This is a genomic window from Nonomuraea sp. NPDC059007, from assembly GCF_042740555.1.
Classification (GTDB): Bacteria; Actinomycetota; Actinomycetes; order Streptosporangiales; family Streptosporangiaceae; genus Nonomuraea.
In genome coordinates this window covers 1-26,983 of record NZ_JBHYJD010000033.1, presented here as the reverse complement: position 1 = coordinate 26,983, position 26,983 = coordinate 1, and the positions used below count along the sequence as shown (strand labels likewise).

Annotated in this window: 24 protein-coding genes; 14 read left to right on the top strand and 10 right to left on the bottom strand. The window is 73.1% G+C overall.

Annotated features, from left to right (window positions below; translation table 11 throughout):
• The first annotated feature begins 66 nt into the window (after window positions 1-66).
• The gene (locus ACFWY5_RS39350; RefSeq protein ID WP_379637832.1) at window positions 67-1,269 is read left to right on the top strand and encodes a serine hydrolase domain-containing protein; all 1,203 of its coding nucleotides are present in this window, start codon (window positions 67-69) and stop codon (window positions 1,267-1,269) included.
• On the opposite strand, the gene ACFWY5_RS39345 is transcribed toward ACFWY5_RS39350, so the two are convergent.
• Window positions 1,247-2,080, bottom strand: a complete 834-nt coding sequence (locus tag ACFWY5_RS39345) for a hypothetical protein (protein WP_379623415.1) — start codon at window positions 2,078-2,080, stop codon at window positions 1,247-1,249. The two genes, ACFWY5_RS39350 and ACFWY5_RS39345, sit on opposite strands and share 23 nt — an antisense overlap.
• A 124-nt stretch (window positions 2,081-2,204) precedes the next feature.
• Complete coding sequence (locus ACFWY5_RS39340; protein WP_379637831.1) at window positions 2,205-3,314, bottom strand: PucR family transcriptional regulator; 1,110 nt, start codon at window positions 3,312-3,314, stop codon at window positions 2,205-2,207.
• A gap of 113 nt (window positions 3,315-3,427) precedes the next feature.
• Between ACFWY5_RS39340 and ACFWY5_RS39335 the strand changes: the two genes are divergently transcribed.
• The 3 genes from ACFWY5_RS39335 to ACFWY5_RS39325 all read left to right on the top strand — a co-directional run bounded on the left by ACFWY5_RS39335 (window position 3,428) and on the right by ACFWY5_RS39325 (window position 6,675).
• Window positions 3,428-4,246 carry an acetylxylan esterase gene (locus tag ACFWY5_RS39335; protein ID WP_379637830.1) on the top strand — a complete coding sequence of 273 codons (819 nt, stop codon included), beginning with the start codon at window positions 3,428-3,430 and terminating at the stop codon, window positions 4,244-4,246.
• A gap of 188 nt (window positions 4,247-4,434) precedes the next feature.
• The gene (locus tag ACFWY5_RS39330) at window positions 4,435-5,214 is read left to right on the top strand and encodes an IclR family transcriptional regulator (RefSeq protein ID WP_379623512.1); all 780 of its coding nucleotides are present in this window, start codon (window positions 4,435-4,437) and stop codon (window positions 5,212-5,214) included.
• 102 nt (window positions 5,215-5,316) lie between these two features.
• Window positions 5,317-6,675, top strand: coding sequence for an FAD-binding oxidoreductase (locus ACFWY5_RS39325; protein WP_379637829.1), 1,359 nt, complete (start codon window positions 5,317-5,319; stop codon window positions 6,673-6,675).
• Between the two features lie 30 nt (window positions 6,676-6,705).
• Here the strand turns inward: ACFWY5_RS39325 and ACFWY5_RS39320 are convergent, their stop codons facing one another.
• Window positions 6,706-7,998: an MFS transporter gene (locus tag ACFWY5_RS39320; protein ID WP_379637828.1), complete on the bottom strand. Its 1,293-nt coding sequence runs from the start codon at window positions 7,996-7,998 to the stop codon at window positions 6,706-6,708.
• Window positions 7,999-8,248: 250 nt separating this feature from the next.
• Between ACFWY5_RS39320 and ACFWY5_RS39315 the strand changes: the two genes are divergently transcribed.
• The 5 genes from ACFWY5_RS39315 (at window position 8,249) to infA (ending at window position 10,981) form a co-directional block, all read left to right on the top strand.
• Window positions 8,249-8,716, top strand: coding sequence for a hypothetical protein (locus ACFWY5_RS39315; protein WP_379628285.1), 468 nt, complete (start codon window positions 8,249-8,251; stop codon window positions 8,714-8,716).
• A 51-nt stretch (window positions 8,717-8,767) separates the two neighbouring features.
• On the top strand, window positions 8,768-9,244 hold the full coding sequence (locus ACFWY5_RS39310) for a hypothetical protein (protein WP_379627344.1): 477 nt from the start codon (window positions 8,768-8,770) through the stop codon (window positions 9,242-9,244).
• A 60-nt stretch (window positions 9,245-9,304) separates the two neighbouring features.
• Window positions 9,305-9,730: a hypothetical protein gene (locus tag ACFWY5_RS39305; protein ID WP_379627346.1), complete on the top strand. Its 426-nt coding sequence runs from the start codon at window positions 9,305-9,307 to the stop codon at window positions 9,728-9,730.
• Window positions 9,731-9,925: 195 nt separating this feature from the next.
• Window positions 9,926-10,723, top strand: coding sequence for a GNAT family N-acetyltransferase (locus ACFWY5_RS39300; protein WP_379637827.1), 798 nt, complete (start codon window positions 9,926-9,928; stop codon window positions 10,721-10,723).
• Window positions 10,724-10,756: 33 nt separating this feature from the next.
• Window positions 10,757-10,981: a translation initiation factor IF-1 gene (gene infA, locus ACFWY5_RS39295; RefSeq protein WP_379637826.1), complete on the top strand. Its 225-nt coding sequence runs from the start codon at window positions 10,757-10,759 to the stop codon at window positions 10,979-10,981.
• 4 nt (window positions 10,982-10,985) lie between these two features.
• Here the strand turns inward: infA and ACFWY5_RS39290 are convergent, their stop codons facing one another.
• Window positions 10,986-12,941, bottom strand: a complete 1,956-nt coding sequence (locus tag ACFWY5_RS39290) for a prolyl oligopeptidase family serine peptidase (protein WP_379637825.1) — start codon at window positions 12,939-12,941, stop codon at window positions 10,986-10,988.
• Between the two features lie 75 nt (window positions 12,942-13,016).
• Between ACFWY5_RS39290 and ACFWY5_RS39285 the strand changes: the two genes are divergently transcribed.
• A complete protein-coding gene (locus tag ACFWY5_RS39285; protein WP_379627354.1) occupies window positions 13,017-13,790 on the top strand; it encodes a TetR/AcrR family transcriptional regulator in 774 nt (257 codons plus the stop codon).
• Here ACFWY5_RS39285 and ACFWY5_RS39280 read toward each other — a convergent pair.
• Window positions 13,777-14,415, bottom strand: coding sequence for an alpha-ketoglutarate-dependent dioxygenase AlkB family protein (locus ACFWY5_RS39280; protein ID WP_379637824.1), 639 nt, complete (start codon window positions 14,413-14,415; stop codon window positions 13,777-13,779). The genes ACFWY5_RS39285 and ACFWY5_RS39280 overlap by 14 nt on opposite strands.
• Window positions 14,412-15,104, bottom strand: a complete 693-nt coding sequence (locus tag ACFWY5_RS39275; RefSeq protein WP_379637823.1) for a FadR/GntR family transcriptional regulator — start codon at window positions 15,102-15,104, stop codon at window positions 14,412-14,414. Before ACFWY5_RS39275 ends, ACFWY5_RS39280 begins: the two co-directional genes overlap by 4 nt.
• 198 nt (window positions 15,105-15,302) lie before the next feature.
• Between ACFWY5_RS39275 and ACFWY5_RS39270 the strand changes: the two genes are divergently transcribed.
• Window positions 15,303-16,805, top strand: coding sequence for a 2-isopropylmalate synthase (locus tag ACFWY5_RS39270; protein WP_379637895.1), 1,503 nt, complete (start codon window positions 15,303-15,305; stop codon window positions 16,803-16,805).
• On the opposite strand, the gene ACFWY5_RS39265 is transcribed toward ACFWY5_RS39270, so the two are convergent.
• From ACFWY5_RS39265 to ACFWY5_RS39250, 4 genes are all read right to left on the bottom strand, one after another.
• Window positions 16,768-17,982: an RNA polymerase sigma factor gene (locus tag ACFWY5_RS39265; protein WP_379637822.1), complete on the bottom strand. Its 1,215-nt coding sequence runs from the start codon at window positions 17,980-17,982 to the stop codon at window positions 16,768-16,770. The genes ACFWY5_RS39270 and ACFWY5_RS39265 overlap by 38 nt on opposite strands.
• Entirely contained in the window at window positions 17,983-18,327 is a 345-nt protein-coding gene (locus ACFWY5_RS39260) for a YciI family protein (protein WP_379627362.1), read from the bottom strand.
• Between the two features lie 79 nt (window positions 18,328-18,406).
• Entirely contained in the window at window positions 18,407-18,976 is a 570-nt protein-coding gene (locus tag ACFWY5_RS39255) for an NADPH-dependent FMN reductase (protein WP_379627364.1), read from the bottom strand.
• A complete protein-coding gene (locus ACFWY5_RS39250) occupies window positions 18,973-20,178 on the bottom strand; it encodes an FAD-binding oxidoreductase (RefSeq protein ID WP_379637821.1) in 1,206 nt (401 codons plus the stop codon). The genes ACFWY5_RS39255 and ACFWY5_RS39250 overlap by 4 nt, the downstream gene beginning before the upstream one ends.
• A gap of 59 nt (window positions 20,179-20,237) precedes the next feature.
• On the opposite strand from ACFWY5_RS39250, the gene ACFWY5_RS39245 reads away from it, so the two are divergent.
• The 3 genes from ACFWY5_RS39245 to uvrA form a co-directional block, all read left to right on the top strand.
• Window positions 20,238-23,432 carry a BTAD domain-containing putative transcriptional regulator gene (locus ACFWY5_RS39245; protein WP_379637820.1) on the top strand — a complete coding sequence of 1,065 codons (3,195 nt, stop codon included), beginning with the start codon at window positions 20,238-20,240 and terminating at the stop codon, window positions 23,430-23,432.
• A gap of 18 nt (window positions 23,433-23,450) precedes the next feature.
• The gene (locus ACFWY5_RS39240) at window positions 23,451-24,575 is read left to right on the top strand and encodes a winged helix DNA-binding domain-containing protein (protein ID WP_379637819.1); all 1,125 of its coding nucleotides are present in this window, start codon (window positions 23,451-23,453) and stop codon (window positions 24,573-24,575) included.
• Window positions 24,576-24,598: 23 nt separating this feature from the next.
• Window positions 24,599-26,983, top strand: a 2,385-nt coding sequence (gene uvrA / locus ACFWY5_RS39235; protein WP_379637818.1) for an excinuclease ABC subunit UvrA, incomplete at its 3' end; no start/stop codon positions are given.

The following is a 26,983-nucleotide window of genomic DNA, read 5'->3' as shown; positions in this document are numbered from 1 at the left end:
CTCACACTGGTGACGTGTTCTTGTCCGAGGTCCTGTGCATTCCCCTCCAGAAAGGAACGGGCAGCCATGCCGGCCACCAGAACCCGAGCGCTCCTGGCCCTCGTCAGCCTCACCGGGCTCCTCCTCACCGCCGCCCCCGCCACCGCGGCCACCTCGGCCCGCTCGGGCGCCGGCCTGAGTGACGCGCTGGACGCCGCCCTGGCCGAGGGCGCCGCCAAGGCGGGCGACCCGGGCGTCCAGGCGGTCATCCTGCGCCACGGCCGGCTCGTCTGGTCGGGCAGGTCCGGCAACGCCGTCGACGCCCCACCCGCCCCCGTCACCGACGACACGATGTTCGGCTTCGCGAGCTACAGCAAGCTGCTGCTGGCCGCCTACGCGCTCAGCCAGGTCGAGGCCGGCGAGCTCGCCATGGACACCCCGATCAGGGCCTACGTCGGCAACACCGTGCCCGGCTCCGGCGTGGTCACGCTGCGGATGCTGCTCACCCACACCGGCGGCTATCCCGACGTGTACGAATCGCCCGAGCTGGCCCCGCTGATGCCCGGTGGCGACCGGTATCGGCCGGGCGTGCCGTACACGTGGCGGATGATCGCCCGCGGCCTGCGCGCGCCGGTGAACCCCGGCAAGACGTACAGCTACTCCAACACCGGGTTCCTCATCCTGGCCCATGTGCTGAGCGTGCGCGCGGGCGGGGACCGGAAGCTCACCGCCGCCGTCAACGCCTTCACCGCCCGCGCCGGCTCCGTCGTGCCCGAGGACGGCAGGGTGCTGACGATGGAGCGTAAGCGGTCCGACTACGCCCGCTTCGCCCACGGTTACGAGGACCTCCCCGGCCTGGGGAAGGTCGACATGTTCACCCACCACGGCGACACCGGCATCCCGGCCGACATGTTCGGCCTGCCCTGGGGCGACGGCCTGTTCGCCGGGACCGCGCTCGGCGGCGCCCAGTTCATCGACGCGCTGTACGCGAGGAAACGGCTGCTGAGGCCGGCAACCGTACGGGCGATGATCAAGCCCACCCCGCAGTCCGTCGCGGCGAAGGAGCCCTACGGGATGGCCACGGAGATCTTCGAGGCCGGCGGCCGCTCCTGGCTCGGGCACTCGGGCGCTTACGGCGGGTTCAACACGCTGGGCGGCACGGACCAGGCCCGCGGGGTGACGCTGATGGTCGTGACCAACCGCCTCGGCACCCGCGCCGCCGACACGATCTTCAAGCAACTCGTCAAGGCGTACACGAGCTCCGACGTCAGCTTCCGCAGAACGCCCTGACGCGCATGAAGGAGTCCTCGTCGATGATGTTCTTGACGTGGACGGTCCAGGTCGTCCCGTCCGAGCTCGGGTAGGTGTCGGTGATCAGGTTGCCGCCGCGCGGGGCGGAGTCGCCCCCGCCGCTCAGCACCTTCGACCCCGCCGGGCAGGTGACCGAGGTGTTCGCGCGACCGCCCTTGGCGACCTTGACCGTGTCGCTCAGCTGAAGGGACCTGGTGACGCCGCTTCCGCAGATGGTGAAGAGCGTGGTGCGCAGATCCGAGGTCAGGGAGAGGTTGTGGACCGTGCTCTGCCAGTCGTTACCGCCGCCCGGGTAGGAGTCGAGCAGCCTCAGCCCCTGGGGTCCGTCGCTGCCGCCGCCCAGCGTCAGCGAACCCGCCGGGCAGCCGAGCGAGAACTCCTTGCGGGTACGGCCGCGCGGGACGAGCTGGTCCCGCAGGAGGTTGAACTCGTGCCCGGTGATCCCGCTGCCGCAGACCGCGTGCGTGCGAAGAGTGACGGGAAGCAGTTGCGACCCGTTGTGGAAGCTGGTGATCCACCCGTTGTTGTAGATGTCCGGCTTCGAGGAGGTGAGCTCGGCCCCGGTCGGCAGCAGCACGGTGTTCGACTCGCCGCCGCCGAGCACCACGGTTCCCGCCGGGCACCTCGCGAACGACTGCCGGCCGTCGCCCGGGGCGGCGGTGACCGGCTCACCGGTGACGACCTGGTACGTGGCGAGAGCCCGCACCCGCGCCTTCGCCTCGACCGGCGCGGACCCGGCGACGGGGAGCGCCAGGGCCATCGCGGCCGCGCCGAACCGGACACTCAGCATGGACTACCTCCTCGTATGGCGACCAGCCCTTCCCAAGCATGCCCCGCACGTCGCTCTGTCACCGGGAACACCACGGGTAACGTCCGGTAGCAGTTGCCTTACCGGTGGGTCGCGAACGATCGTGTCAGGGGTTCAGGGTGCGGGCGGTCAGGGCGGCTTCCAGGAGGCGGGCCTCGGCGGGGACGGTCAGGTCCAGGCCGGTCAGCGCGGCCACCCGGTGCAGCCGGTAGTCGAGGGTGTTGCGGTGGATGTGCAGGTCCAGCGAGGTCTGGCGGCGGTTGTGGCCTCGTCTGACGTACGCGCGCAGCGTCTCCAGCAGGTAAGGGTGCTCGTCCAGCGGGTCCAGTTTGGCCGCCAGGCGGGTCAGGCCGTTGCCGGGGCGGGCGAGCTGGTACTCCACCAGCACGTCGTCGAACCGGTAAAGGCCGGGCGGGCGGCCGAGGCGCTGGACCAGTTCCAGGACCCTGCGGGCCTCCTCGGCCGCCTCCGGGACACCACCCAGGCCGGTGGCCGCGGCGGCGCTGAGCAGCGCGTCGCCGCCCACGGCCGCGGTCAGCGTCTCCCACAGCGCCGCCCCGGCCGAGGGGAGCAGGGCGATGCCCTCGGTGTGGTCGGCCAGGACGAGTGTGCCGGCGTGGGCGTCCAGGGCCGACTGCACCAGTCGCGGGGGCGGCGTCTGGTCGAAGGCGAAGCAGACCACCTCGTGCGCCTGCCCAAGCTCGACGCCCGCCGCACCGGCCAGCGCCTCGTGCGGGCGGCCGCCGAGAAGGGCGGCCAGCAACGCGCGCCGTACCCTCTTGTCCTCCCCGCTGATGTCCTCAAGCGCCTGCTGGTGGGCCAGGGCGACGGCGGGCATGGCTGTGCGCAGGCAGCCGAGCAGGCCCGCGCCCGCCTCGGCCAGTTCGTGCGGCTCGGCGGCGGCGCCGAGCGCGCGCCACCACGTCTCGGCGCCGATCAGGTACGCGGCCAGCGCCGCCTCCAGCGGGACCCGCTGCTCCGCCCGCCGGGCCGACCACTCGATGAGCCTGGCCAGCTCACCGGGCCCGACCGCGTCCTGGCGGCGTAACGCCCGCAGGAGCAGGCCGAACACGGCCGTGACCGATCGGGTGACCTCGCCTTCCAGCACCTCGCGCGGCAGGTCCCGGTAGAAGGGCAGTTCGGCGGCGCAGCGGGCGACCACCTCGCCGGTGAGCTCGCGGACGCGCGGGGCCATGCGGGTGTGCAGATCTGCCATCAGCGGATCGTCACATTGCACAAACCGCACCGTCAATGATTGCCGCATGTGCGGACTGACGGCGGGCGCCGTCGCGGCCACGATCGAGCAAACCCCCCAGCCTGGAGGACGCCGTGTTCCGCCGCCTGCTCGTCGCCTTGCTGGCGTTAACCGCCGCCATCACCACCGCCCCCGCCCATGCCGGCGCCGCCTTCCCGTCCGCGGGCGGCGACTGGGGCGCGCCGGGCCCGTACGCGACCGCCGTCGAGATCGGCGCGGTCAACACGCTCTACTACCCGCGCGACATCGCCCGCAGCCCGCTGCGCCACCCGGTGATCGTCTGGGGCAACGGCACCGGGGCCGTGCCGCTCGTCTACCGTGAGCTGCTGCTGCACTGGGCCTCGCACGGCTTCATCGTCTCGGCCGCCAACACGCCCATGTCGAACCTCGGCATCTCGATGCGCGCCGGGATCGACGGCCTGACCGCCCGCGACGCCGACCCGTCCAGCGTCTTCCACGGCCGCGTCGCCCTCGACCGCATCGGCGCCTCCGGCCACTCCCAGGGCGGCGCCGCCGCCATCGTGGTCGGCGCGGACCCGAGGGTTGACACGATTCTGCCGATCCAGCCGGGGCCGCTGGCCGACATCGACGCCGTGCGCGGACCCGCCTTCCTGATGGCCGGGCAGTACGACAGCATCGTCTGGCCCGCGCTCGTCAAGGCCTTCTACAACGACGCCGACCACATTCCGGCCCTGTACGGCGAGGTGAGAGGCGCCGACCACATCACGGTCGCCGGCGACCCGGGCCCGTTCGCGGCGCCGACCACGGCCTGGTTCCGCCTGCAGCTCATGGACGACCCCGAGGCGCGTCCCGTCTTCTACGGCCCGGACTGTGGCATCTGCACCGATCGCCGCACCTGGTCCGACGTGCGCCGCAACCCGCGCGTGCCGTGATCTGACCCCGGCGTCACGCGCTCTTCGTCTCCGACCAGGTCGTGCCGTCTCCCGTGCTTCCTCAGACGGCCGGCCTGGTCCCCACACGCCGGACCCTCCCGCGCCGTTCGGCATCACAGAATAGCCCTCTCCACCACCGAACACCGCGGTTGACAATGCTTTCCGGATTCGGACACGCTTGTTCGGTGATGACGAACGAACTGGACAAGCGCTACGAGGTCCGCAGCGTCTCGCGCGCGGTCGAGATCCTGGAGTGCCTGGCCCAGCGCGACGGCCGGACCGTGACCGAGATCTCCCGCGAGGTCGGCGGTTCCAAGAGCGCGACGTTCTCCACCCTGCAGACCCTGGAGATGCACGGCTTCGTGGCCTCCCAGGGCGAGGGCGCCTCGCGCCGCTACCGCCTCGGGCTCGCGCTCGCCCGCCTCGGCGAGAACGCGATGGCCCAGGTGTCGCTGCGCAACCTGGCCCGCCCGGTCCTCGACGACCTGACCGCCGAGACCGGGATGTCCTCGCGCGTGGCGGTTCCCGAGAACGGCTTCGCCGTCATCGTCGGCCGGGTCGACGCCCCCTCCGCGGTCCGCTTCGACCTGCACATGGGCCACCGCGAGGCGCCCCACTGCACCGGCCTCGGCAAGGCCCTGCTGGCGGAGCTGCCCGAGGCCGACTCCGCGCGCATCATCGAGCAGTACGGCCTGCCCGCCCGCACCGCCCACACCATCACCGATCCGGCGGCCCTCGTCGCCGACCTGACCGAGATCCGGCGGCGCGGCTACTCCGTCGACGACGAGGAGGACGCGGAAGGCGTCTTCTGCGTCGGCTCGGCCGTCCGCGACCACCGGGGCGAGGTGGCCGGCGCGATCAGCGTGACCGGCCTCAAGCTCGACCTTCCCGTGTGGCGCATCCACCAGATCGGGGACACCGTCCGCGCGCACGCGGCCCGCCTCACCGCGCTGTACAGCGGACGCTAGGCTTACCCGGCGAACTACGTTTTGCACTACCGAACGGAGTCGCTGTGACCCGCCGCCCCGCCCCCGCCCGCCGTGCGTCGCTCGTGTTCCCGGGCCGCCGCGATGGCTGACCTCGCCGCCGCGCTGCGCGGCGCCGTCCCCGGCCTGACCGTGCTGGACGACGCAGACGTCATGGACTCCTACCGCCGTGACCAGGCGCCCGGCCTGCCCGCCGGGCTGCCGGCCGCGGTCGCCATGCCCGAGGACACCGCCCAGGTGGCCGCCGCCGTCGCCACCGCCGCCGCCTACGGCGCGCCGATCGTGGTCCGCGGCGCGGGCAGCGGCCTGGCCGGGGCGGCCAACGCCGTCGACGGCTGCCTGGTGCTGTCCACCCAGCGGATGAACCGCATCCTGAGCGTCGACCGGGCCGAGCGGCTGGCCACCGTGCAGCCCGGCGTGGTCAACGCCGACCTGCGCAAGGCCGTGGCCGAGCACGGCCTGTTCTACCCGCCCGACCCGGGCAGCTACGAGATGTGCACCGTGGGCGGCAACGCCGCCACCAACGCGGGCGGCATGTGCTGCGTGAAGTACGGCGTGACCGGCGACTACGTACGCGGCCTCGAAGCGGTGCTCGCCGACGGCTCGGTGCTGCGCACCGGCGGGCGCACGGTCAAGGGCGTCGCCGGCTACGACCTGACCAGCCTGCTCGTCGGCTCCGAGGGCACGCTGGCCGTCATCACCGAGCTCACGCTCGCGCTGCGCCCGGCTCCGGCGCCGCCGCGCACGATCGTGGCCCAGTTCGACTCGGCCGCGGCGGCCGGGGCGGCGGTGACGGCCGTGCTGGCCTCCGGCGCCGAGCCGTCGATCCTGGAGATCATCGACGCCACGACGCTGCGCGCCATCGAGGAGTGGCAGCCGCTCGGCGTCGAGGCGACCACCGCGGCGATGGTCATCGCCCAGTCCGACTCGCCGCACGAGGAGGACCTGCGGCGCATCGAGGCCGCGTGCGCGGGGGCGAGCGAGGTCATCGTGGCCGACGACGCCGCGGAGTCCGAGATGCTCATGCAGGCCCGCAGGCTCGCCTACCCGGCGCTGGAGCGCCTGGGCGCGACGCTGCTCGACGACGTGGCGGTGCCGCTGCCGAGGCTGGTGGAGCTGATCGAGGGCGTCGAGGCCATCGCGAGGGACCGGGACATGACCGTGGGCCTGTTCGGCCACGCCGGCGACGGCAACATGCACCCGACGGTCGTCTACCCGCACGGCGACGCCGGCGCCGAGGTCCTGGCCTTCCAGGTCTTCGACGAGATCGTCGCCCTGGCGCTGCGGCTCGGCGGCACGGTCACCGGCGAGCACGGGGTCGGCCTGCTCAAGCGGTCCTGGCTGGAGCGGGAGCTGGGCGAGCCGGCCCGCCGTACCCAGCGGGCGATCAAGGCGGCGCTGGACCCGCACGACCTGCTCAACCCCGGCAAGGCCATCGCCTAGCCATGGGGCCGGCGCGCGCCGGCCCCATGGTCAGTCCGTCCACTCCTTCTTGCGCGAGAGCGTGAACGCCACCGCCGCGCCGCCCAGCGTCAGCGCGCTGACGACCAGCAGCCCCCACACGGCCGTGCCCGTGGTCTCGCTGATCCACCCGATGGCGTACGGCCCGGCGAACCCGGCCAGGTTGCCCACCGAGTTGATGAACGCCAGCCCCGCCGCGGCGGCCGTACCGGTGAGGAACTTCGGCGGCAGGCTCCAGAACAGGGGCGTCGTGGAGAACAGCGCCGCCAGCCCGACGCTGATCGCCGCCAGCGCCAGCCAGGGCACGTCGCGGGCGGCGACGGCGGCCAGCAGCGCGAGCGCCGTGACGGTCAGCGTGATGCCGGCCTGGCGCGGGATGTTGCCCCGGCGTCTGGCGAAGCGTTCCCAGGGCAGCATGACCAGCGCGGCGAACAGGTTCGGGATCATGACCAGCCAGCCGGTGACGGTCGAGGAGTAGCCGCCCATGCCCTTGACGATCGTGGGCAGCCACAGGCCCAGGCCGTAGGCGCCGAAGACGACGCCGAAGAACAGGAAGATCAGGCTCCACAGCCGGCCGTTCCCGAACACCGCGCCCACGCCGAGGCGGCCGTGGCGCCTCTCGGTGGCCGCCTGTTCCTCGGCCAGGGTGGTGGCGATCCAGGTGCGCTCGGCGTCGTCCAGCCAGCGCGCGTCCTGCGGCCGGTCGGGCAGCCACCGGTAGGTGACGAAGGCCAGCAGGACGGCGGGGATGCCCTCCAGGACGAAGACGAGCTGCCAGCCTTGGAGCCCCCACAGGCCGTGCAGGTCCATGATCCAGCCGGAGATGGGCGCGCTGATCGCGTTGGCCAGCGGGTTGGAGACCGCGAAGATCGCCAGGATCGTGGTGCGGTACTGCTGCGGGAACCAGAACGTGATGTACAGGAGCACACCGGGGAAGAAGCCCGCCTCGGCCACGCCGAGGATGAAGCGCGCGACGGTGAACTGGGTGGCGTCGGTCACGAACGCGGTCGCCACCGCGACGATCCCCCAGCTCACCATGATGCGGGCGATCCACTTGCGGGCGCCGAAGCGCTGCAGCATCAGGTTGCTCGGCACCTCGAACAGCAGGTAGCCGATGAAGAAGATGCCGGCCGCCAGCCCGAAGGCCGACTCGGTGATGCCGAGCGCCGTGGTCATCTCCAGCTTGGCGAAGCCGGCGTTGTTCCGGTCGATGTAGGCGATGAGGTACAGCAGGCCGAGGAAGGGCCCGAGGCGCCACATCGCTTTGCGCATGGCGCTCGCGGCGACGTCTGTGGTGGTCGTCATGTGATGCACTTCCCCACTTGTTCGGTATGACCGAACGCTGTTCTGTGTTAGAGGTATGCTCGTAGAACAGCAGGTGAACCGTCAAGAGCTACCGCGGGAGTTTCAGTACGCCGCCCTGCGTGTACCGCGAAAGCTTCGGGCACGGTCAACCCCCTGGTAGATGTGCGCGACAAAGCCACGAACCTAGCCTTCCGTGATGTCGGGCGCGGCCCACCCGCCGCGCCGGTTCCTCTCGGAAAGGAGTTCACCGGTGAGCGTTACCAGGGTGATCGGAGCACTGGCCGTGGCCGCCGGGCTCGCGGCCGTGACGCTGCCCGCGGGTCAGGCGGGCGCCGCCGTTTCCGTGGAAGCCGTGGAGTCGGCCGCCCGTCCGTTGCCTTGCGGGGGCGGTTACGTGCGGATGGCCGCGCCATGGCGGAGCGGGGCGTACATCAAGATCTCCACGATCGCGCACTGCGACCGTTACAGCGGGCCCATCGGGCGCAGCGGGTACGTCGACGCCCGGCTCGACCAGTACCGGGGCCTGGGGGTCTGGCGGAACAAGGCGTACACGCGCCGGCACTTCACCCGCGCGGCCGTCACCCTCACCATGCAGCCGGCCTGGAGATGCTCGGGCGGCAACCAGCTCTACCGCAACCACACCAAGGGCTGGATCGCCCAGGGCGGCAGCGGCACCCGGTCGTTCGGCTACACCGAGCAGCGCCGGATCTCCTGCTGACCCCCGCCGGGGTGCGGCCCGCACCCCGGCACCACTCTCGTGGAGGAGCGCATGGACGCGCGTGTCGTCTTCGGCGTCGTCATCGTCGTGGCCGCGGCGCTGCTGCCGTCCTCGCAGGACACCCTGGCCGCCAAACGGCGCTACGTCGCCGCGGCCGAGGCCGCCTGCCTGGCTGCCGGGCGGCAGACCGACCCGGAACGGTATCCGGTGAGCACGGAGCAGGAGGACGTCGAGGAACTCGACCGCGCGGCGCGGGTCATGCTGGCCACGGTCGAGCGCATCGCGGCGATCCGGCCGCCGGAGGCGGACGCCGCGACGCTGCGTGCCCGGTTCGTCGAGCCGGGCAGGCTGCTGGCCGGTCGGCTCGGCGGCCACGCCGCGCTGGCGCGCGCGGCGCTGGCCGCCGGGGACACGGGAACGGTCCGGAACCTGGTCGAGGCGTCGCTGCGGCCCGATCCGGTGGAGGCCTCGATGCGCACCTTCGCCCTCTCGTACGGCTTCGCCGCCTGCGCGGGAGAACAGCCCTGACCGTGCGGGTTAGGCTGTAGGAACGTAGGCGGGAAGGATTCGATCACCATCAGCGACTCCTTGCCCCTGCCGGACCGGCCCCCGCGGCGCCGGCGCGTCGTCGAGGCGGCGGCGCTGGGTGAGCGCGAGCAGAGCCGGGCGGAGGCCGCCCGGTGGACCTGCCCGCACGGCAGGCACGCCGGGCGCGGCTGCGTCACCTGTTACGAGGAGTCGGCCGAGGACGATCCGGCCCTGCACCTGTGGGAGGTCGCGGCGTGGTTCACCACCGCGCGCCCGATTCCCATCAAGACCCTGCAGGACATCCACCGCCACGGCCGCGGCTTCGGGATCGCCCAGCCGTCCACGCCGCTCGTCTACCTCCTGAGCGGGCAGGTACGGGCGGCTCTGGCGGCGCAGGCGGTGGCGGGCGTGATCGGGTTCCTGCTGCAGAACCGGCACGTCGTCGACGCCTTCACCGTGACCGAGATCCGCGCCACCCACTCCTAGGCACCCGGGCGGAAAACGGCTGGACACCACGACGTTCCCGCTGTTAGCGTGCCGCGAACCGTGAAAGAACCCGAGGAGGTGAGACCCATGAACGCTGCATCGATGTGGGTGCTCCCTCTCGTTGTCACGGTCGAGCGGCTGACGTAGGTGTCGCCGGGAGCGCCTCGACTGGGCGATCCCGAAAGGCGACAACCTATGAACTCCACCTCCGGCATGAGCATGCATGCCGTATCCATCAATCGGGTCGCGCCGGCGCAGTGGCATGCCGTGGAGGACGACCTGACGGTCGGCCGCGGCCACACCTCGCGCAGACCCGACGGGCGGATGTTCCTCAGCATCGACGCGTGGCACGACGCCGCCTTCGACCGGCTCGCCGGCGCCATGCTGGCGGACCTGCCGAGGCCGCTGTTCACGGTGGTCGACGAGCCTGATCTCGACCTGGCGTCCCGGTGGGAGCGAGCCGGCTTCACGATCCGGCGCCGTGAGTGGGAGTGTCTCGTGCCCACCGATCCGCGTATCACGGGACTCGGCACGGCGCCGCCGCCGCCGGACGTGACGATCGTGCCCGTCGGCCGGGCGCAGGAGGGTCCTCTGCGCGCGCTGGACCGCGTGATCCGCGATGAGGTCGAGGCCTCCATCGGCTGGCGGGAGATGCCCGCCGAGATGCCGCCCCGCCCGGACGGCCTCGCCGCGATGAACCCGTCGGAATACGCGGTGGCGGTACGGGCAGAGGCGTACGTGGGAATGGTCCGGGTGACGACGGTGGCCCGGCGGCCCCGGTGCAGGCGGATCGGGCTGATCGCGACCCGGGCCGGCCAGCAGCGCCGCGGCATCGCCAGGGCGCTGCTCGCCCATGTCCTGGGTTCCCTGCACCGGTGCGGGATCGAAACCGTGTCAGCCGACGTGAACGAGTCCAACCCGGCCGCCGTCGCCCTGATCGAGAGCATCGGCGCCCGGCGCGTGAACAGCAACCTCGAACTGGTGCTGCGCTGACACCGTCAGCGCGACCGGACAAGGATGAGAACTTTGGCAAGAACAGCAGGTGGCATCGAAGTCGCAGGCACCGTCGTCGAATGCCTGCGCAACGCCACCTTCAGAGTCGAACTCGAGAACGGGCACAAGGTTCTGGCGCACATCAGCGGGAAGATCCGGAAGAACTACATCAAGATCTTGCCGTACGACCGCGTGCTCGTAGAGCTCAGCCCGTACGACCTCAACCGCGGCAGGATCCTCTACCGCTACCGGACATAGCAGGTCACGTGCAGCGGGCGTCGATCCAGGCGGCCGCACGATCGATGAGGTCACGCTGGTTGCGCGGATCGTCCAAGCCATGCCCCTCATCGGGATAGATCAGGAATCGCACGTCGACACCACGCCGGCGCATCGACGCGGCCAGGTAGCGCCAGCTGAAGCTCTCGGCCGGACCGCCGGCCGCCTGGCCGCCCGCCACGAACAGCGTCGGCGTGGTGATGGCGCGTGCCCGATGGGTGGCGCTGTTGCGAAGGACCCGATCGTCATCGTGCTGCCAGGGCGGCCCGCCGAACTGCCACTCCTGCATCTCCGACCCGGTGCCGCCGATGGCGGTCGGCGCGTAGAAGTGCTCCGCCCAGCCGTCGTTGAGCACGGCCGCCCTGAACATCGACGTCTGCGTCAGCAGGTAGCAGCCCGTGTCCGCGCCCGCGCTGAACCCGGTGAGCGCCAGCCTGTCCGGGTCGGCGATTCCGGCCTCGACCAGCGCGCGCACGCCGCTGATGACGTCCAGCCCGTCGCGCTCGGCGAAGTCGCCGGCCTTCTTGGCCTCGGTGACCGCCTCCCATCCGGGGATCGCGCTGCTCCGGTAGTCGGGCACGAACACGGCGTACCCCTTGCCCGCCCACAGCTGCCACTCCACCGGCGAGGAGGTCAGCAGGGCGCCGCCGGTGAGATGGACCCCGCCTTCGGGGCCGCCGTGAACGTCCACCACCGTGGGACACCGCCTACCCGGCTCGTATCCCGCAGGCAGCAGCACCAGCCCGTGCAGCCTCAGCCCGTCCGCACCGTGCCATGACACCTCGTGGAAGGTCCCCAGCAGCATGCCGGCGGGCGCCGGTCTGATGGTCGTCACGGTCTGCGGCGCGCCTGCGGCCCGGCCCTCGGCGACCGGGATGATCTCGACGTGCTCCCCGCCGTACACGTCGTACAGGACCCGGGCGACACGCGTGCCATCAGGCGAAACCATCACCCCCGTGGCGTCGCCGCGCCCCGGATGCAGGGGTGCGGCCTCCGCCTTGCCGAGGGCGTCCACGACCGCGTACGTCTCCTGGAACACCTTCGCCTTGCCGCCGGCGTAGAGCGTGCCGTCCGCCGCCCACTGCAACCGCCCGCCCACGCAGGCGCCGACCGGAACGCGGCGCGGCGTCCCGCCGCTCACCGCGACGATCCCCAGATCCATGTACGCGGGCGAGGCCACCTCATCCCGCGCGTACTCGAACGCGACAAAAGCACCGTCCGGCGACACCACCACCTCCGACGGCTGCCCGCCCGGGTCGTCCAGCAGCAGGCGGCTCTGCCCGGACGTCACCGACACCACCCACAGGTACGTGTTCGTCTCGATGCCCTCGTCCCCATAAGTCAGCATCAGCACCTCATCGGTGCCCGGCACCGGCTCGAAGGACTCCACCGCCGGTCTGGTCGTCAGCAGCTTGACCGGCTCCGCGTCAGCGTCCAGCGACCGCACGAACACGTCGGACTCCTCATGCTCGCGCAGGAGCGCGTCCACGACCTTGGCGCGGGTGCCCTTGAGCCGGGCCGGATCGACGGTCCGGGTCACCGCGTACACCAGAGACAGCCCGTCACCGCTCCACCCGAACACGGCCGCCGGGCGCAGCCCCTTCACCACGACCGGCCGGCCACCGCCGACCGGGACCACCCGCACCTGCCCGTCGCGTCCCCGGTAGGCGACCCTGCCCCGATCCGGCGACAACACGGCCTCCGTCCCCGCCGCGAGCGACCGGCTCGCCGCGGAGGCGGTGTCCTTGATCTCGATGTACGGCGTGCCGTCCGCATCCCGGTAGGCCACCAGCAGGCGGCGCGAATCGGCCAGCCAGGCGAGCCGTACCGGATCCTCCCTGCGCCGCCCATAACGCTCGACCAGCCAACGGCTCGTCACCGCCCTTCTCCCCCGCCGCTCCGGCCTGCCGAAGGTCACCGGCGGCCCGATCTCCATCGTCATGGCTCCATTCTGATCATGGATGGGGCGCTTCCGTTATCCTTAGGGTGTAAAGAGATCTTGGGTGAGGGAGTCAGGATGACCGTCTACGCAGGTCAGGGTGATGCCCGCCGTACCATGGCGTTGTTGTGGGGAACCGAGGAGCGCAAGGAGGCGCGGCCGGGACCCAAGCCGGGGCTGAGCGTCGGGGTGATCGTCGCGGCCGGGATCGAGGTCGCGGACGCCGAGGGCATGGCGGCGCTGTCGATGCGGGCGGTCGGCGAGCGGCTGGGGCGGACCGCGATGGCGCTCTACACCTATGTGCCGAGCAAGACGGAGCTGGTCGACCTCATGTACGACCGGGCGCTGGGCGAGTTGCCCACCTCCTACCCGGTGGACGAGGGGTGGCGGAGCGCCGCCGTCGCGTGGGCGCATGATCTGCGGGAGTTCTTCGTCCGGCATCCGTGGGTGCTGCAGGTGTCGCAGGCGCGGCCGGTGCTGGGGCCGAACGAGTTCGCGATGATCGACACCGTGACCGGGATCCTGCGCGGGACCGGGCTGCCGCCCGAGCGGCTGCGGGGGGTGGTGGCCGCGCTCATGGACGTGGTGCGCGGGGCGGCCAGGACCGTCGCCGAGACCCGGCAGGCGCCTTCGGCCACGGGGGTGTCCGACGAGGAGTGGTGGCGGGCGCGCTCCGCGCTGCTGCTGGAGGTCGCGCCCGACTTCGCCGGCCGTTTCCCGTCGGTGTCGTGGCTGGAGCGGGGCGACGCCGTGCCCGCCGAGGACGGGGCGGTGCCCTACCTGGAGCAGGTGGCGCGGCGCACGTTCGCCACCAGCCTCGGCACGCTGCTCGACGGCGTCACAGCCCGGTGAGGCGCATGGTGACGTTGAGCCGCCCCCGCAGGCCGACGGCGGGATCGGCGGTGCCCGGGTAGACCTTGGGCACGCCGTGGTAGGCGAAGCGCGAGGGCCCGCCGAAGACGAACAGGTCGCCCGATTCCAGCCTGACGTCCGTGTACGGCCGGCCGCGCGTCTCGGTGTTCCCGAACCGGAACAGGCACGCGTCCCCGATGCTCAGCGATACCACGGGGGCGTCGGAGCGTTCGTCCTTGTCCTGGTGCATGCCCATCCTGGCCTGATCGTCGTAGAAGTTGATCAGCGCGGTGTCGGGCGTGTATCCGGCGGCGAGCTCCGGCAGACCGGCGCCGGTGAGGGCGCGGCGGCCCAGTTCCACCATCCAGCCGGGGAACTCGGCCACCCGGCGGCCGTTCACGTCGTCGGCGGTGCGCGTGTACCGGTACGGCTGCCAGTGCCAGCCCACGCACACGGTCCGCACCGACATGACGCCGCCTCTGGGCAGCACCGTGTGCCGGATGGGGACCGGGCCCGTCGCCCACTCGCGGCAGGCGGCCACCAGCGCGCGCTGCTCGTCCAGCCCCAGCCAGCCGGGCACGTGCACGGCGCCGGGGGCCACCTCGCGCGGCGGGAGCGGCATCATCGCAGGTGCGCCAGGGTCTCGCGGAGTTCCCGCTCCAGGATGGCGCCGGCGGCGCCGGCGTCACCGCCCGCGACCGCCTCGACCAGGGCGGCGTGGGCCGCGTCGCCGTGGCCGCGCTCGTGGGCGTGGACGTCCAGCAGGCCGAGCAGGTCGATCAGGCCCGCGCGCAACGCGGGGACGAACTCGGCGAACAGGTCGGTCAGCACCGGGTTGTGCGCGGCGGCGACCACGGCCGCGTGCAGGGCGATGTCGGCGTCGATGAACCGGGCGTCCGGCTCTCCCCCGCCCGCCGCGACCTCGCGGCGGACGGTCAGGGCCGTTCTCAGCGCGGTGATGTCGGCGTCGGTGCGGCGGACGGCCGCGAGCCGTGCCGCCTGCACTTCGACGAGCATGCGCACCTCGTAGATGTCTCCGATGGCCGCCCGCCGCAGCCGGGCCGGCCAGTCCTCCTGTGCCTCCGTCGCCAGGACGAACACCCCCGACCCCTGCCGGGGTTGCACCAGCCCGGCTCCGGCCAGCGCCCGGAGGGCCTCGCGCACGGTCGAGCGGCCCACGCCGAGCTGGGCGGCGAGCGTGGTCTCGCCCGGGAGCCTGGTGCCCACGGGCCAGCGACCGGCGGCGATCTCCTCGCGCAGCGCCTGGGCGGCCTGCTCCACGAGGGGGCTCGGGCGGAGGGCGCCGAGCGGCATCGTTCACCTCTCAGGTTGTCTGAGGAGTTGGTTTTGTGTCACTATACCCGGCATGTCGTACACCGGGCTTCTTCTCGGCTGCCGCGGCGGGGCTTGATCCAGACCGGCACCCCGCCGCGGGGTGCCGTGCTGCCGGTCTCTCCCTGGCAGGACGACGACAGAGGACGAAACCCTGTGAATCCGCAACGCCCGAGCGGCATGCCGTACCGGAAATATCGGCCTATTCAGGAGCGGGTCGAGATACCGCCGACCGAGCGCCGCTGGCCCGGGAACCGGATCGAGACCGCGCCGCTGTGGGTCCCCGTGGACCTGCGCGACGGCAACCAGGCGCTGGCCGAGCCCATGGACACCCCGCGCAAGCGCCGCATGTTCGACCTGCTGACCGGCATGGGCTACAAGGAGATCGAGGTCGGCTACCCGTCGGCCAGCCAGACGGACTTCGACTTCGTGCGGCATCTGGCCCAGGACGGAGATGTTCCCGACGACGTGACGGTCGTGGTCTTCACCCCGGCCAGGCAGGACCTGATCGAGCGGACGTTCGCCTCGATCGAGGGGCTGCCGCGTACGGTCGTGCACCTGTACACCGCCACCGCGCCGGTCTGGCGGGACGTGGTGCTCGGGCGCGGGCGCGAGGAGGTGCACGCCATGATCCGGCGGGCGGCGACCCAGATGGCGCGGCTGGCGGACGGCACGACCCGGTTCCAGTTCTCGCCCGAGGTGTTCAACCTGACCGAGCCCGATTTCGTGCTGGAGATCTGCGACGGCCTGACCGAGCTGTGGGACGCCTCGCCCGACCGGCCGGTGATCCACAACCTGCCCGCGACGGTCGAGGCGGCCACCCCGAACGTGTACGCCGACCAGATCGAGTACATGCACCGCAACCTGTCCAGGCGCGACTCGGTGATCCTGTCGGTGCACCCGCACAACGACCGCGGCACCGGCGTGGCCTGCGCGGAGCTGGCGGTGCTGGCCGGGGCGCAGCGGGTGGAGGGGTGCCTGTTCGGCAACGGCGAGCGTACCGGGAACGTGGACCTGGTCACGCTCGCGCTCAACCTGTACGCCCAGGGCGTGGACCCGATGATCGACTTCTCCCGCATCGACCGGGTCCGCGAGGTCGTGGAGCACTGCAACCGCATCCCGGTCCACCCCCGCCACCCCTACGGCGGCGAGCTCGTCTACACCGCCTTCTCCGGCACTCACCAGGACGCCATCAGCAAGGGCCTGGCCCGCCACACGGGCGGGCACTGGGAGGTGCCCTACCTGCCGATCGACCCGGCCGACGTCGGCCGCACGTACGAGGCGGTGATCCGGGTCAACAGCCAGTCCGGCAAGGGCGGCATCGCGCACCTGCTCAGGACCGGCTACGGCCTGGACCTGCCCGCCCGGCTGCGCGCCGACTTCTCCCAGGTGGTGCAGCGGGCCACCGACGCCAGCGGGCGCGAGGCCACGCAGGAGGACCTGTGGGAGCTGTTCGCCGCCACCTACCTCACGCCGGGCCGCGCGGGGTCGCCCCACGACTCCCACGAGCCGGCAGAGGTCGAGATCCTGGAACTCACCACTCAGGAGAACCCCGCCGCCGCCTATGCCGAGTGCCGGGTGAACGGGGCCACCTGGTGGGGCGCCGCCGCCCCGGGCACCTCCGCGCAGGCGGTGCGGTCGGCGGTCAACCGGGCCCTCGCGTCCGCTCCGCCCGCTCCGTGAGATAGCGCTGCTCGGGCAGGCTGGTGGTACGGCGGGCCGCCTCGCGATAGGCGTCGTGGGCCGCCGCCGCCTCCCCCGCCAGCTCCAGCAGGTGCGCCCGCACCGCGTACAGCCGGTGGTTGGCGGCCAGCGGCTCGGCCAGCGCGTCCACGAGTTCCAGGCCGGCCCGCGGCCCGCGGACCATGGCGACGGCGATCGCGTGGTTGAGCCGCACGACGGGGTTGTCCGACACCCCGGCGAGCAGCTCGTACAGGGCGAGGATCTGGGGCCAGTCGGTGTCGTCGGCCTTGGGCGCCTCGTCGTGGACGGCGGCGATCGCGGCCTGCAGCTGGTAGGGCCCGAGGGCGGTCCCGGCCAGCGCGGTGCTGACCAGGTCGACGCCTTCGGCGATCATCGCCCGGTCCCACAGCGAGCGGTCCTGCTCGGCCAGCGGGATCAGGCGGCCATCGGCGTCGGCGCGGGCGGGCCGCCTGGCGTCGGTGAGCAGCATGAGGGCCAGCAGCCCGGCGACCTCCCCGTCGGCGGGCAGCAGCCGACGCACCGCGCGGGTCAGCCGGACGGCCTCGGCGGTCAGGTCGGTGCGGTGCAGGTCGGGGCCGGAGGTGGCGGTGTAGCCCTCGTTGAAGATCAGGTAGAGGACGTGCAGGACGACGCGGAGCCGTTCGGCCCGCTCGCCTTCCGGCGGCAGCGTGAACTGCGCGCCGGCCGTCCTGATGCTCTGCTTGGCGCGGCTGATGCGCTGGGCCATCGTGGCCTCGGGCACCAGGAAGGCGCGGGCGATCTCGGCGGTGGTGAGGCCGCCGACGGCGCGCAGCGTGAGCGCGAGCTGCGAGGGGGCCGACAGCGCCGGGTGGCAGCACAGGAACAGCAGCGTGAGCGTGTCGTCCCGGTCGGGGATCTGTTCCTCGGGCTCGGGGCCGGCCCAGGCGGAGACCGTCTCCTCTCTGCGGCGCCGGGACGCGTCGCTGCGTACCTGGTCGATGAGGCGGCGCGAGGCGACGGTGACGAGCCAGGCGCGCGGGTTGTCGGGCAGACCGCGCTCGGGCCACTGGACCGCGGCGTCCAGCAGCGCCTCCTGGACGGCGTCCTCGCACGCGTCGAACTGCTCGTAACGGCGCACGAGCACGCCGAGGACCTGAGGCGCGAGCTCGCGCAGCAGGTCCTCGACGTGCCTCACCTACTCGACCTCGCCGACGACCGGGCGGATCTCCATGGCGCACAGCGCGGCGTCCGGCCAGCGGGCGGCGATCTCCGTCGCACGCTCCATGCTGTCGACGTCGACGGTGATGTACCCGGCCATGAGCTCCTTGGCCTCCAGGAACGGGCCGTCGGTGACGACCGGCACGCCGTCCCTGACCTTGACCGTGCGCGAGCCCTCGGACAGCGCCATGCCGCCGACGAACTCGCCGGACTCCTGCAGCTCGCTCATGATCTCGTTGACCTTGGCCATGACCGTGTCCATGTCCGCGTCGATGGCCTTGCGCGACTCGGCGTTGTTGTAGATCAGCAGCATGTATTTCATGCACGTGCTCCTCTCGTGTCACCCCTGAGTCGGAGCGAAGCCGCGGGTCTCTACATCCACCAGGGAGAATACTCACAGATCATGGCTGGACTGTGACGAGACGCGCCTCGCGCAGGGTGTGCGCCCACCAGCTGAGCCGCTCCAGCATGTGGTTCAGCTCGGCGTTGCAGGTCGCGGTGGCCTTGGGCCAGGTGCCGTCGGCGGCGAAGAGCTCCCAGTAGCAGGGCAGCGTGACCGCTTCGCGGATGCCCACCGCGTCGAGTTCGGTGAAGACCTGGCGGAGCTGGCTGATCGCGTGGTGGCCGCCGGACTCGCGGCCGTAGCCGACGAAGGCGACGGGCTTGGCGCGCCACTCCTCGTAGTACCAGTCGATCGCGGTCTTCAGCGGGGCGGGGAAGCTCCGGTTGTACTCGGGGGTGACGACGGCGAAGGCGTCGGCGGCGGCCAGGCGCGGGGCCAGGGCGGCGACCCGCGGCGGCAGGGGCTCGTCGGGGTCGGTGAGGTCCTGCGGCAGGCGGGTCTCGGCCAGGTCGACGAGGTCGATCTCCAGGTCGGCGCGGCGCCTGGCCTTGGCGGTCAGCCAGGCGGCGACGGTCGGGCCGAAGCGGCCGTGCCGGGTGCTGGCGACGATGACGGCGAGCCGGATCACGGCTGGATGTTGAGGTTGAGGCGGAACATGTTGCCCGGGTCCCAGGCGCGCTTGACCTCGCGCAGCCGGCCCAGATTCGCCGCGGTGTAGGCGTTGGCGATGCGCGCCGGGTCGTTCGAGAAGTTCAGGAAGGACCGTCCGACGGCGTACGGCAGCGCCACGGGCTTGGTGACGATCACGGAGAACTCGGTGTCCCGGTGACTGGCCGGCCCGGCGCCGGGCCCCGGATCGGCGATCGCCCCGCCCCAGTGGCGCACCTCCACGGCGGCGCCGTCCACGTCCGCGGCGGTCTCCAGGACCTCGTCCGGCAGGCTCCTGTACAGCTCCAGCGTGACCGCGGGGTTGCCGCCCATGGCCGCCGAGGCGAAGGGGATGACCCGCAGGTCGTCCTGGATGACCGTGCCCATGCGGCGCAGCAGCGGCTCGACCGCCGCCCGGTCCGGGCCCATGGCCTTGATCACGAGGGTCCGCTCCCTGGTCAGGACGGCCGCGGTGCTCAGCTCCGGCGGCGCGGCGGCGGCCCAGTCGCGATAGGCGGCCAACTGGGCGGCGGCGTCGGTGACGGCGAAGGTGACGGCGCCGGCGCAGACCTCGGCGACCGGGTACAGCCGGAACTCCAGCGAGGTCACCACGCCGAAGTTGCCGCCGCCGCCGCGCAGGGCCCAGAACAGCTCCGGGTTGTGCTCGGCGTCGGCGGTGACGATCCGGCCGTCGGCGGTGACGACCTGGGCGCTCAGCACGCTGTCGGCGGCGAAGCCGTACCTGCGGGCCAGCCAGCCGAGGCCGCCACCCAGCGTGTAGCCGGTGACGCCGACCGTCGGGGAGGAGCCGGACAGCGGCGCCAGCCCGTACGGCGCGGCGGCGGCGAGCACGTCGGCCCAGACGGCGCCGGGCCCGACGGTGGCGGTGCGGCGGTGCGGGTCGACCGTGACGGTGTTCATGTCGGTGGTCTTCAGCAGCAGCCCGCCGTCGGAGGCGACGTGGGTGCCGTGGCCGGTCGCCTGGACCGCCAGCGGGAGCCCGCGCCCGCCGGCCGCCAGCACCGCCATGCGGACGTCGTGCGCGGTGAAGGCACGGGCCACGAGGGCGGGACGGGCGTCCATGTCCGGCCGGAACGGCTGGCCGCGCTGCTCGTCGTAGCCGCTCTGGCCGGGCAGGTAGGCGGTGAAACCGAGGTCGGTGGTGAACGTCTGCTGCGTCATGGCCTTACTGTGCGCCTCGGCGTTTACGGAATCTTTCTCATCCACTTACGGTGGCCCTTATGCGTTTCGGCATTTTGGGACCCCTGACCGTATGGACTTCCGGCGGCCGGCCCGTCAGCGTGCCGGGACTCAAGGTGAGAGGCCTGCTCAGCGACCTTCTCGTGCACGCGGGCCGGCCGGTCCCCGCCGACCGGCTCGTGGACGACCTGTGGAGCGACGACGAGCTGCCCGGCAACCCGTCGGCCGCGCTGTCGGTGAAGGTGTCCCAGTTGCGGAGGATCCTGGAGGACGCCGAGCCCGGCGGGCGCGACCTCGTCGCGAACACCCCCGCGGGCTACGTGCTCAGGGGCGAGAGCGACGCGGCGTCCTTCGAGTCGCTGCTGGCCGAGGCGGCGGCAGCCGGGGAGCCGAGGGCCCGCGCCGAGCACCTGGCCGAGGCGCTGGCGTTGTGGCGGGGTCCGGCCTTCGCCGACTTCGCCGACCACGACTTCACCCGCGCCGCCGCCGCCCGCCTGCACGAACTGCGGCTGACCGCCCGCGAGGACCAGGCGGAGGTACGGCTCGCGCTCGGCGAGCACGCGGCGCTCGCCGCCGAACTGGGCGACCTGCTGACCGAGCACCCGCTGCGCGAACGGCTGCGCGCGGCCCACATGCGCGCCCTGTACCGCTCGGGCCGCCAGAGCGAGGCGCTGGCCAGCTACGAGACGCACCGCGAGGTGCTGGCCGAGGAGCTGGGCCTGGATCCGGGCCCGGATCTGGCCGCGCTGCAGCAGGCCGTACTGGTGCAGGATCCCGCGCTCGCCGCCCCGGCGGCGCGCGCGACGGCGGGCCCCGCCCGGCCGAAGGGCAACGTCCCGGCGCCGCTGGGCGCGCTCATCGGCCGTGAGGAGGCCGTCGCGGAGATCCTGGCCAGGGCCGGGGAGGAACGTCTGGTCACGCTCACCGGCCCCGGCGGCGTCGGCAAGACGCGGCTGGCCGTCGAGGTGGCGGGCCGGATGTCGGCGCCCGACGGGGTGTGGCTGGTGGAGCTGGCCGCGGTGGACCGTCCCGGCGACGCCGACGCGGTCGCCAGGCTGGCCGAGGCGATCGGCGTCGTGCTGAGCCTGCAGGGAGCCGGCGACCCGGTCGAACGCCTGGCCGAGACGCTGCGCTCGCGCCAGGCCGTCCTGGTGCTGGACAACTGCGAGCACGTGATCGACCCGATCGCCGAGCTGGCCGGGCGGCTGCTGTCCCGCGCACCCGGTCTGCGGCTGCTGGCCACCAGCCAGGAGCCGCTCGGCCTGGCCGGTGAGCTGGTGTGGAGCGTGCCGCCGCTGCGCGTGCCCGGCCCCGGCGAGGCGGCCGAGCGCGTACGGCAGGCCGCCGCGGTCCGCCTGTTCGTGGAACGGGCCGCCGCCGCCGACCGGCGCTTCTCCCTTGACGACGAGGACGCCGCGGCGGTCGCGGTGCTGTGCCGGCGGCTCGACGGGATCCCGCTGGCCCTGGAGCTGGCCGCCACCCGGGTGCGGGCCCTCGGCGTGGGCGGGGTCGTGGAGCGGCTGGACGACCGGTTCCGGCTGCTGGCCACCGGGCACCGGGGCGCGCCGCCGCGGCAGCAGACGCTCATGGCGATGATCGACTGGAGCTGGGAGCTGCTCGGCGAGCAGGAGCGGGCGGTGCTGCGGCGGCTGGCCGTGCACGCGGACGGCTGTTCGATGGAGGCGGCCGAGGAGGTGGGCGGCGCGGGCGGGCTCGACGTGCTCGACCTGCTCGCCCGGCTCATCGACCGGTCGCTGGTGAGCGTGCACGAGGGGCGCTACCGGCTGCTGGAGTCGGTGGCCGCCTACTGCGTGGAGCGGCTGCGGGAGGCGGGCGAGCTGGAGGAGCTGCAGGCCCGGCATCACCGCTACTACACCGGGCTGGCGGTGCGGGCGGAGCCGTACCTGCGCGGGGGTGAGCAGCGGCGGTGGCTGCGGCGGCTGGACGCCGACGCCGCCAACCTGCGCGCGGCGCTCGGCCACGCGGTCAGGAACGGCGCGGCCGGCGACGCGCTCGCGCTGGCCGGGGCGCTCGGCTGGTACTGGTTCCTGCGGGGCCGGCTGTCGGAGGGCGTGCGCTCGCTGACGGCGGCCCTGGCCCTGCCCGGCGGCGCGCCCCTGCAGCGGGCGGTCGCGCTGGCCTGGAAGACGGGCCTGGAGTTCTTGCACCAGCCGGAGGCCACGGGCGAGGCGGCCGGGCGGGCGGCGCTGCGGGCGGCGGCGCTCGACGCCTTCGGCGCGGACGGGCCGCAGAAGGCGCGGGCGCGGTGGTTCCTGGCCTACACCTCGGTCGACCTGGGCGACATGGCCGCGGCGGAGGAGCTGGCCGCGGCGGCGCTGCCGGTCTTCGAGGCCCACTACGACGAGTGGGGCACGGCGGCCGTGCGCGCCCTGCGGGCCAAGCTCGCCCATGTGCGCGGCGACGTCGCGGGGATCGAGCGCGACGCCGAGATCAGCCGGGCCGCCTTCGCCCGGCTGGGCGACCGCTGGGGGCTGATGGAGGCGAACGGCTGGCTCGGCGGCGCGGCCGAGCTGCGCGGCGAGGCGCGCGAGGCGGAACGGCTGCAGCGCGAGGGTCTGCGCATGGCCGAGGAACTGGAGCTGTGGGTCGAGGTCGCCGGGCGGATGGGCTGGGTCGGCTGGCTGGCCCACCAGCGCGGCGACCACGACGAGGCCGTCGCGATGTGCGAGCGCGGCTTGGAGCTGGCGAAGTTGCAGGGCCACCACCCCTCGCAGGTGCTGGCCGCCATGTCGCTGGCCTTCGCCGCCCGTCAGCGGGGCGAGCTGGAGCGGGCCGACGCGCTGCTGCGCGAGATCCGCGCGCTGGCCTCTCCCGGGGACGAGGTCGCCGAGCCGCCGCCGTACCTTCCGCTCGTGCTGGCCGAGCAGGCGTTCGTGGCCGAGGGGCGCGGCGACGCGCGGCGGGCGCTGCGGCTGAGCCTGGCCGCGCTCGACGCCTCCGAGGCCCTGCGCGACGAGCTCGGCTTCCCCCTCGGGCAACTCGCCCTGGCCACCGCGCTGACCGCCTGCGGGTGCCCCGAGCAGGCGGCGGGGCTGGTGGCGATCCACGACGAGCTGCGCGAGGGCACCCCGGTGAGCACGGCCGAGCGGCGGGACTACGACCGCTTGGCGGAGCGGCTGCTGGCCGAGCTGGGTGAGGAGCGCTACAAGGCGGCGCGGGCCACGGACCGGACGAGAGAAGACCTGATCAATGCGGCACGAACCATGCCGCAATAAGCTCTAACGTGGGGTTTCATGAAAGCACTTTCGTGGCCTGAGGTCAGTGCGCGGCGGTTGTTGCGTCAGGGACTGGCCGACCCGGTCAAGGACGCCTCCCCGGCCGACCTCGCCTCGGCGATGGCCGGCGTCCACGCCCAGGTGCTGTCGGCGGGCGAGCACTCGCTGGCCCTGCGCCTGGACGGGGCGACCAGGACCGACGTGCAGAAGGCCCTGTGGCAGGACGGCGGCCTGGTCAAGACCTACGGGCCGCGCGGCACCGTGCATCTGCTGGCCACCCGCGACCTGCCCATGTGGGTGGGCGCGATGTCCACGATCCCGGCCGTGCACAACAGCTTCCCCGACGCGATACGGCTGACGCCCGGCCAGACCGAGGAGGTCGTCGAGGCGCTGCGCCGGGTGCTGACCGGCGCCGTGCTGACGATGGACGAGCTCAGCGAGGCGGTCGTGGCCGAGACGGGCCCGTGGGCCGGTGACAAGGTCATGCCCGCCTTCCAGGACATGTGGCCGCGCTGGCGGCAGGCGGTGGCCCACGCCGCCCACCGCGGCGCGTTGTGTTTCGGCCCGAACCGGGGCAGGAAGGTCACCTTCACCGCCCCTCCCGCGTTCGAGCCCGCCCCGGGTCGCGGGGCGCTGGCCGCGGCGTACCTGCATGCGTACGGCCCGGCCACGCCGCAGCAGTTCGCCCGCTGGCTGGGCACGCCGGTCGGCTGGGCGAGCCAGGCGTTCGGCGAGCTGGAGCTGGAGGAGGTTGCCTACGAAGGAGGCAGGGCGTGGGTGCTGGCCGGTGACACCTCGGCCCCGGCCGCTCCGGCGCAGGGGGTGCGGCTGCTGCCGTACTTCGACGCGTACACGATCGCCGGGCAGCCGCGTGAGCTGCTCTTTCCCGGTCGCGCGTTCGAGCGGGCGCTGGCCAGGGGGCAGGCGGGCAACTACCCGCTGGTCCTGCTCGACGGGGTCGTCGGCGGGGTGTGGCACCAGAAGCGCTCGGGCAGGAAGATCGCGGTCACCGTGGAGACGCTCGAACCCCTCTCCCCCGCCCACCGCGACGAGCTCGACGAGCAGGTCGCCCGGCTCGGCGAGATCATGGAGGGCACGCCCGCGCTGACGCTCGGCCAGGTCAGCGTGGGGCCGCACGCATAACCCGCACGCATAACCTGGACGCCATGGACTCCATGATCCGGGTCAGGGACGCCCGCGAGCACAACCTGCGCCACGTCGACCTCGACGCCCCTCGCGACGAGATCGTGGTGTTCACCGGCGTGTCCGGCTCGGGCAAGTCGTCGCTGGCCTTCGGCACCGTCTACGCCGAGGCCCAGCGCCGCTACCTGGAGTCCGTCGCCCCCTACGCCCGCCGCCTCATCGAGCAGGCCGGCGCGCCCCAGGTGGGCGACATCACCGGCCTGCCGCCCGCGGTCGCGCTCCAGCAGGCGCGCGGCGGCGGCAGCACCCGCTCCTCGGTCGGCACCGTCACCCACCTGTCGAACGTGCTGCGCATGCTGTTCTCCCGCGCGGGCGACTACCCGCCGGGCGCCGCGCCGCTCGACTCCGACGCCTTCTCCCCCAACACCCCGGCCGGCGCCTGCCCGCACTGCCACGGGCTCGGCACCGTGCAGGAGGTCACGGAGGAGAGCCTGGTCCCCGACCCGTCGCTGAGCGTGCGCGAGGGCGCCATCGCCGCCTGGCCGGGCGCCTGGCAGGGCAAGAACTACCGCGACATCCTCGCCGAGCTGGGCTTCGACGTGGACCGGCCGTGGCGGGAGCTGCCCGCCGAGCAGCGCGAGTGGATCCTCATGACCGACGAGCAGCCCGTCGTCACCATCCACCCGGTCCGTGACGCCTCCCGGATCACCCGGCCCTACCAGGGCACCTTCGCCAGCGCCAAGCGCTACGTGCTGCACACCTACGCCACGACCAAGAGCGCCGCGCTGCGCGCCAAGGCGGAGCGGCACCTGGTCTCCTCACCGTGCCCGGTCTGCGCGGGGCGGCGCCTGCGGCCGGAAGCGCTGGCCGTACGGTTCGGCGGAAAGAACATCACGCAGCTGGCCGCGCTGCCGCTCACCGACCTCGCCGAGGCTCTCGCCGCCGACCCCGGCCTGGACGGCGCGCGGGCGCAGGCCGCGCACGCCCTGGCCGAGAATCTGCGCGGCCGCATCGAGACCATGGCCGAGCTGGGCCTCGGCTACCTCAGCGCCGACCGCACGACCACCACGCTGTCGGCGGGCGAGCTGCAGCGGCTGCGGCTGGCGACGCAGCTGCGCTCCGGCCTGTTCGGCGTGCTGTACGTGCTCGACGAGCCCTCCGCCGGCCTGCACCCGGCCGACACGCGCGCGCTGGTCGCGGCCCTGCACCGGCTGCGCGCGGCGGGCAACTCGCTGTTCGTGGTGGAACACGACCTCGAGGTGGTACGGCAGGCCGGCTGGATCGTCGACGTCGGCCCCGGCCCCGGCGAGCACGGCGGCCGGGTCCTTTACTCGGGCGAGGTGCCGGGCCTGGCCGGCGTCGAGGAGTCGGTCACCCGCCGCTACCTGTTCGGCCGTCCCCCGGCCGCCAGGACGCCCCGCGTGCCGTCGGGCTGGCTGGAGCTGCACGGCGTCACCCTGCACAACCTGCGCGAGGTGGACGCGAGCTTCCCGCTCGGCACGTTCACCGCGGTGACCGGCGTGTCGGGCTCGGGCAAGACGACCCTGGTGACGCACGTGCTGACCGCCGCGGTGGAGGCGTACCTGGCCGGCGAGGAGCCGGCGGTGAAGGCGAGCGGCCTGGAGCGGGTGGCCCGCCTGGTACGGGTGGACCAGAAGCCGATCGGCCGTACGCCGCGCTCGAACCTGGCGACGTACACGGGCCTGTTCGACGCGGTGCGCAAGATGTTCGCCGCGGCCCCGGCGGCGCGCGAGCGCGGCTACGATGCCGGGCGCTTCTCCTTCAACGTGCAGGGCGGGCGCTGCGAGAACTGCCAGGGCGAGGGCGAGATCTCCATCGAGATGCTGTTCCTGCCGGGGGCCGCCGCGCCGTGCCCGGTCTGCCACGGCCGCCGCTACAACGCCGAGACGCTGGAGGTCCGGGTCGACGGGCGGTCCATCGCCGACGTGCTGGACCTCACCGTGGACGCGGCCCGCGAAGCGCTGTCCGGCCTGCCCGCCGCCGCCCGCAGCCTGGACACGCTGGCCGAGGTGGGACTCGGCTACCTGCGGCTCGGGCAGCCCGCCACCACGCTGTCCGGCGGCGAGGCGCAGCGGGTGAAGCTGGCGGGCGAGCTGCAGCGCGTCCGCCGCGACCACACGCTGTACGTGCTGGACGAGCCGACCTCCGGCCTGCATCCGGCCGACGTGGACCGGCTGATGGCCCAGCTCGACGGGCTGGTGTCGGCGGGCAACACGGTGGTGCTGGTGGAGCACGACATGGACGTGGTCGCCCGTGCCGACTGGGTCGTCGACCTCGGCCCCGGCGGCGGCGCGGCGGGCGGCCGGGTGGTGGCCGCGGGCCCGCCGCGCTCGGTCGCCGTCGCCGATTCATACTTCAAGGCTCGGTTCCTGGCTGGTCTTATGTGG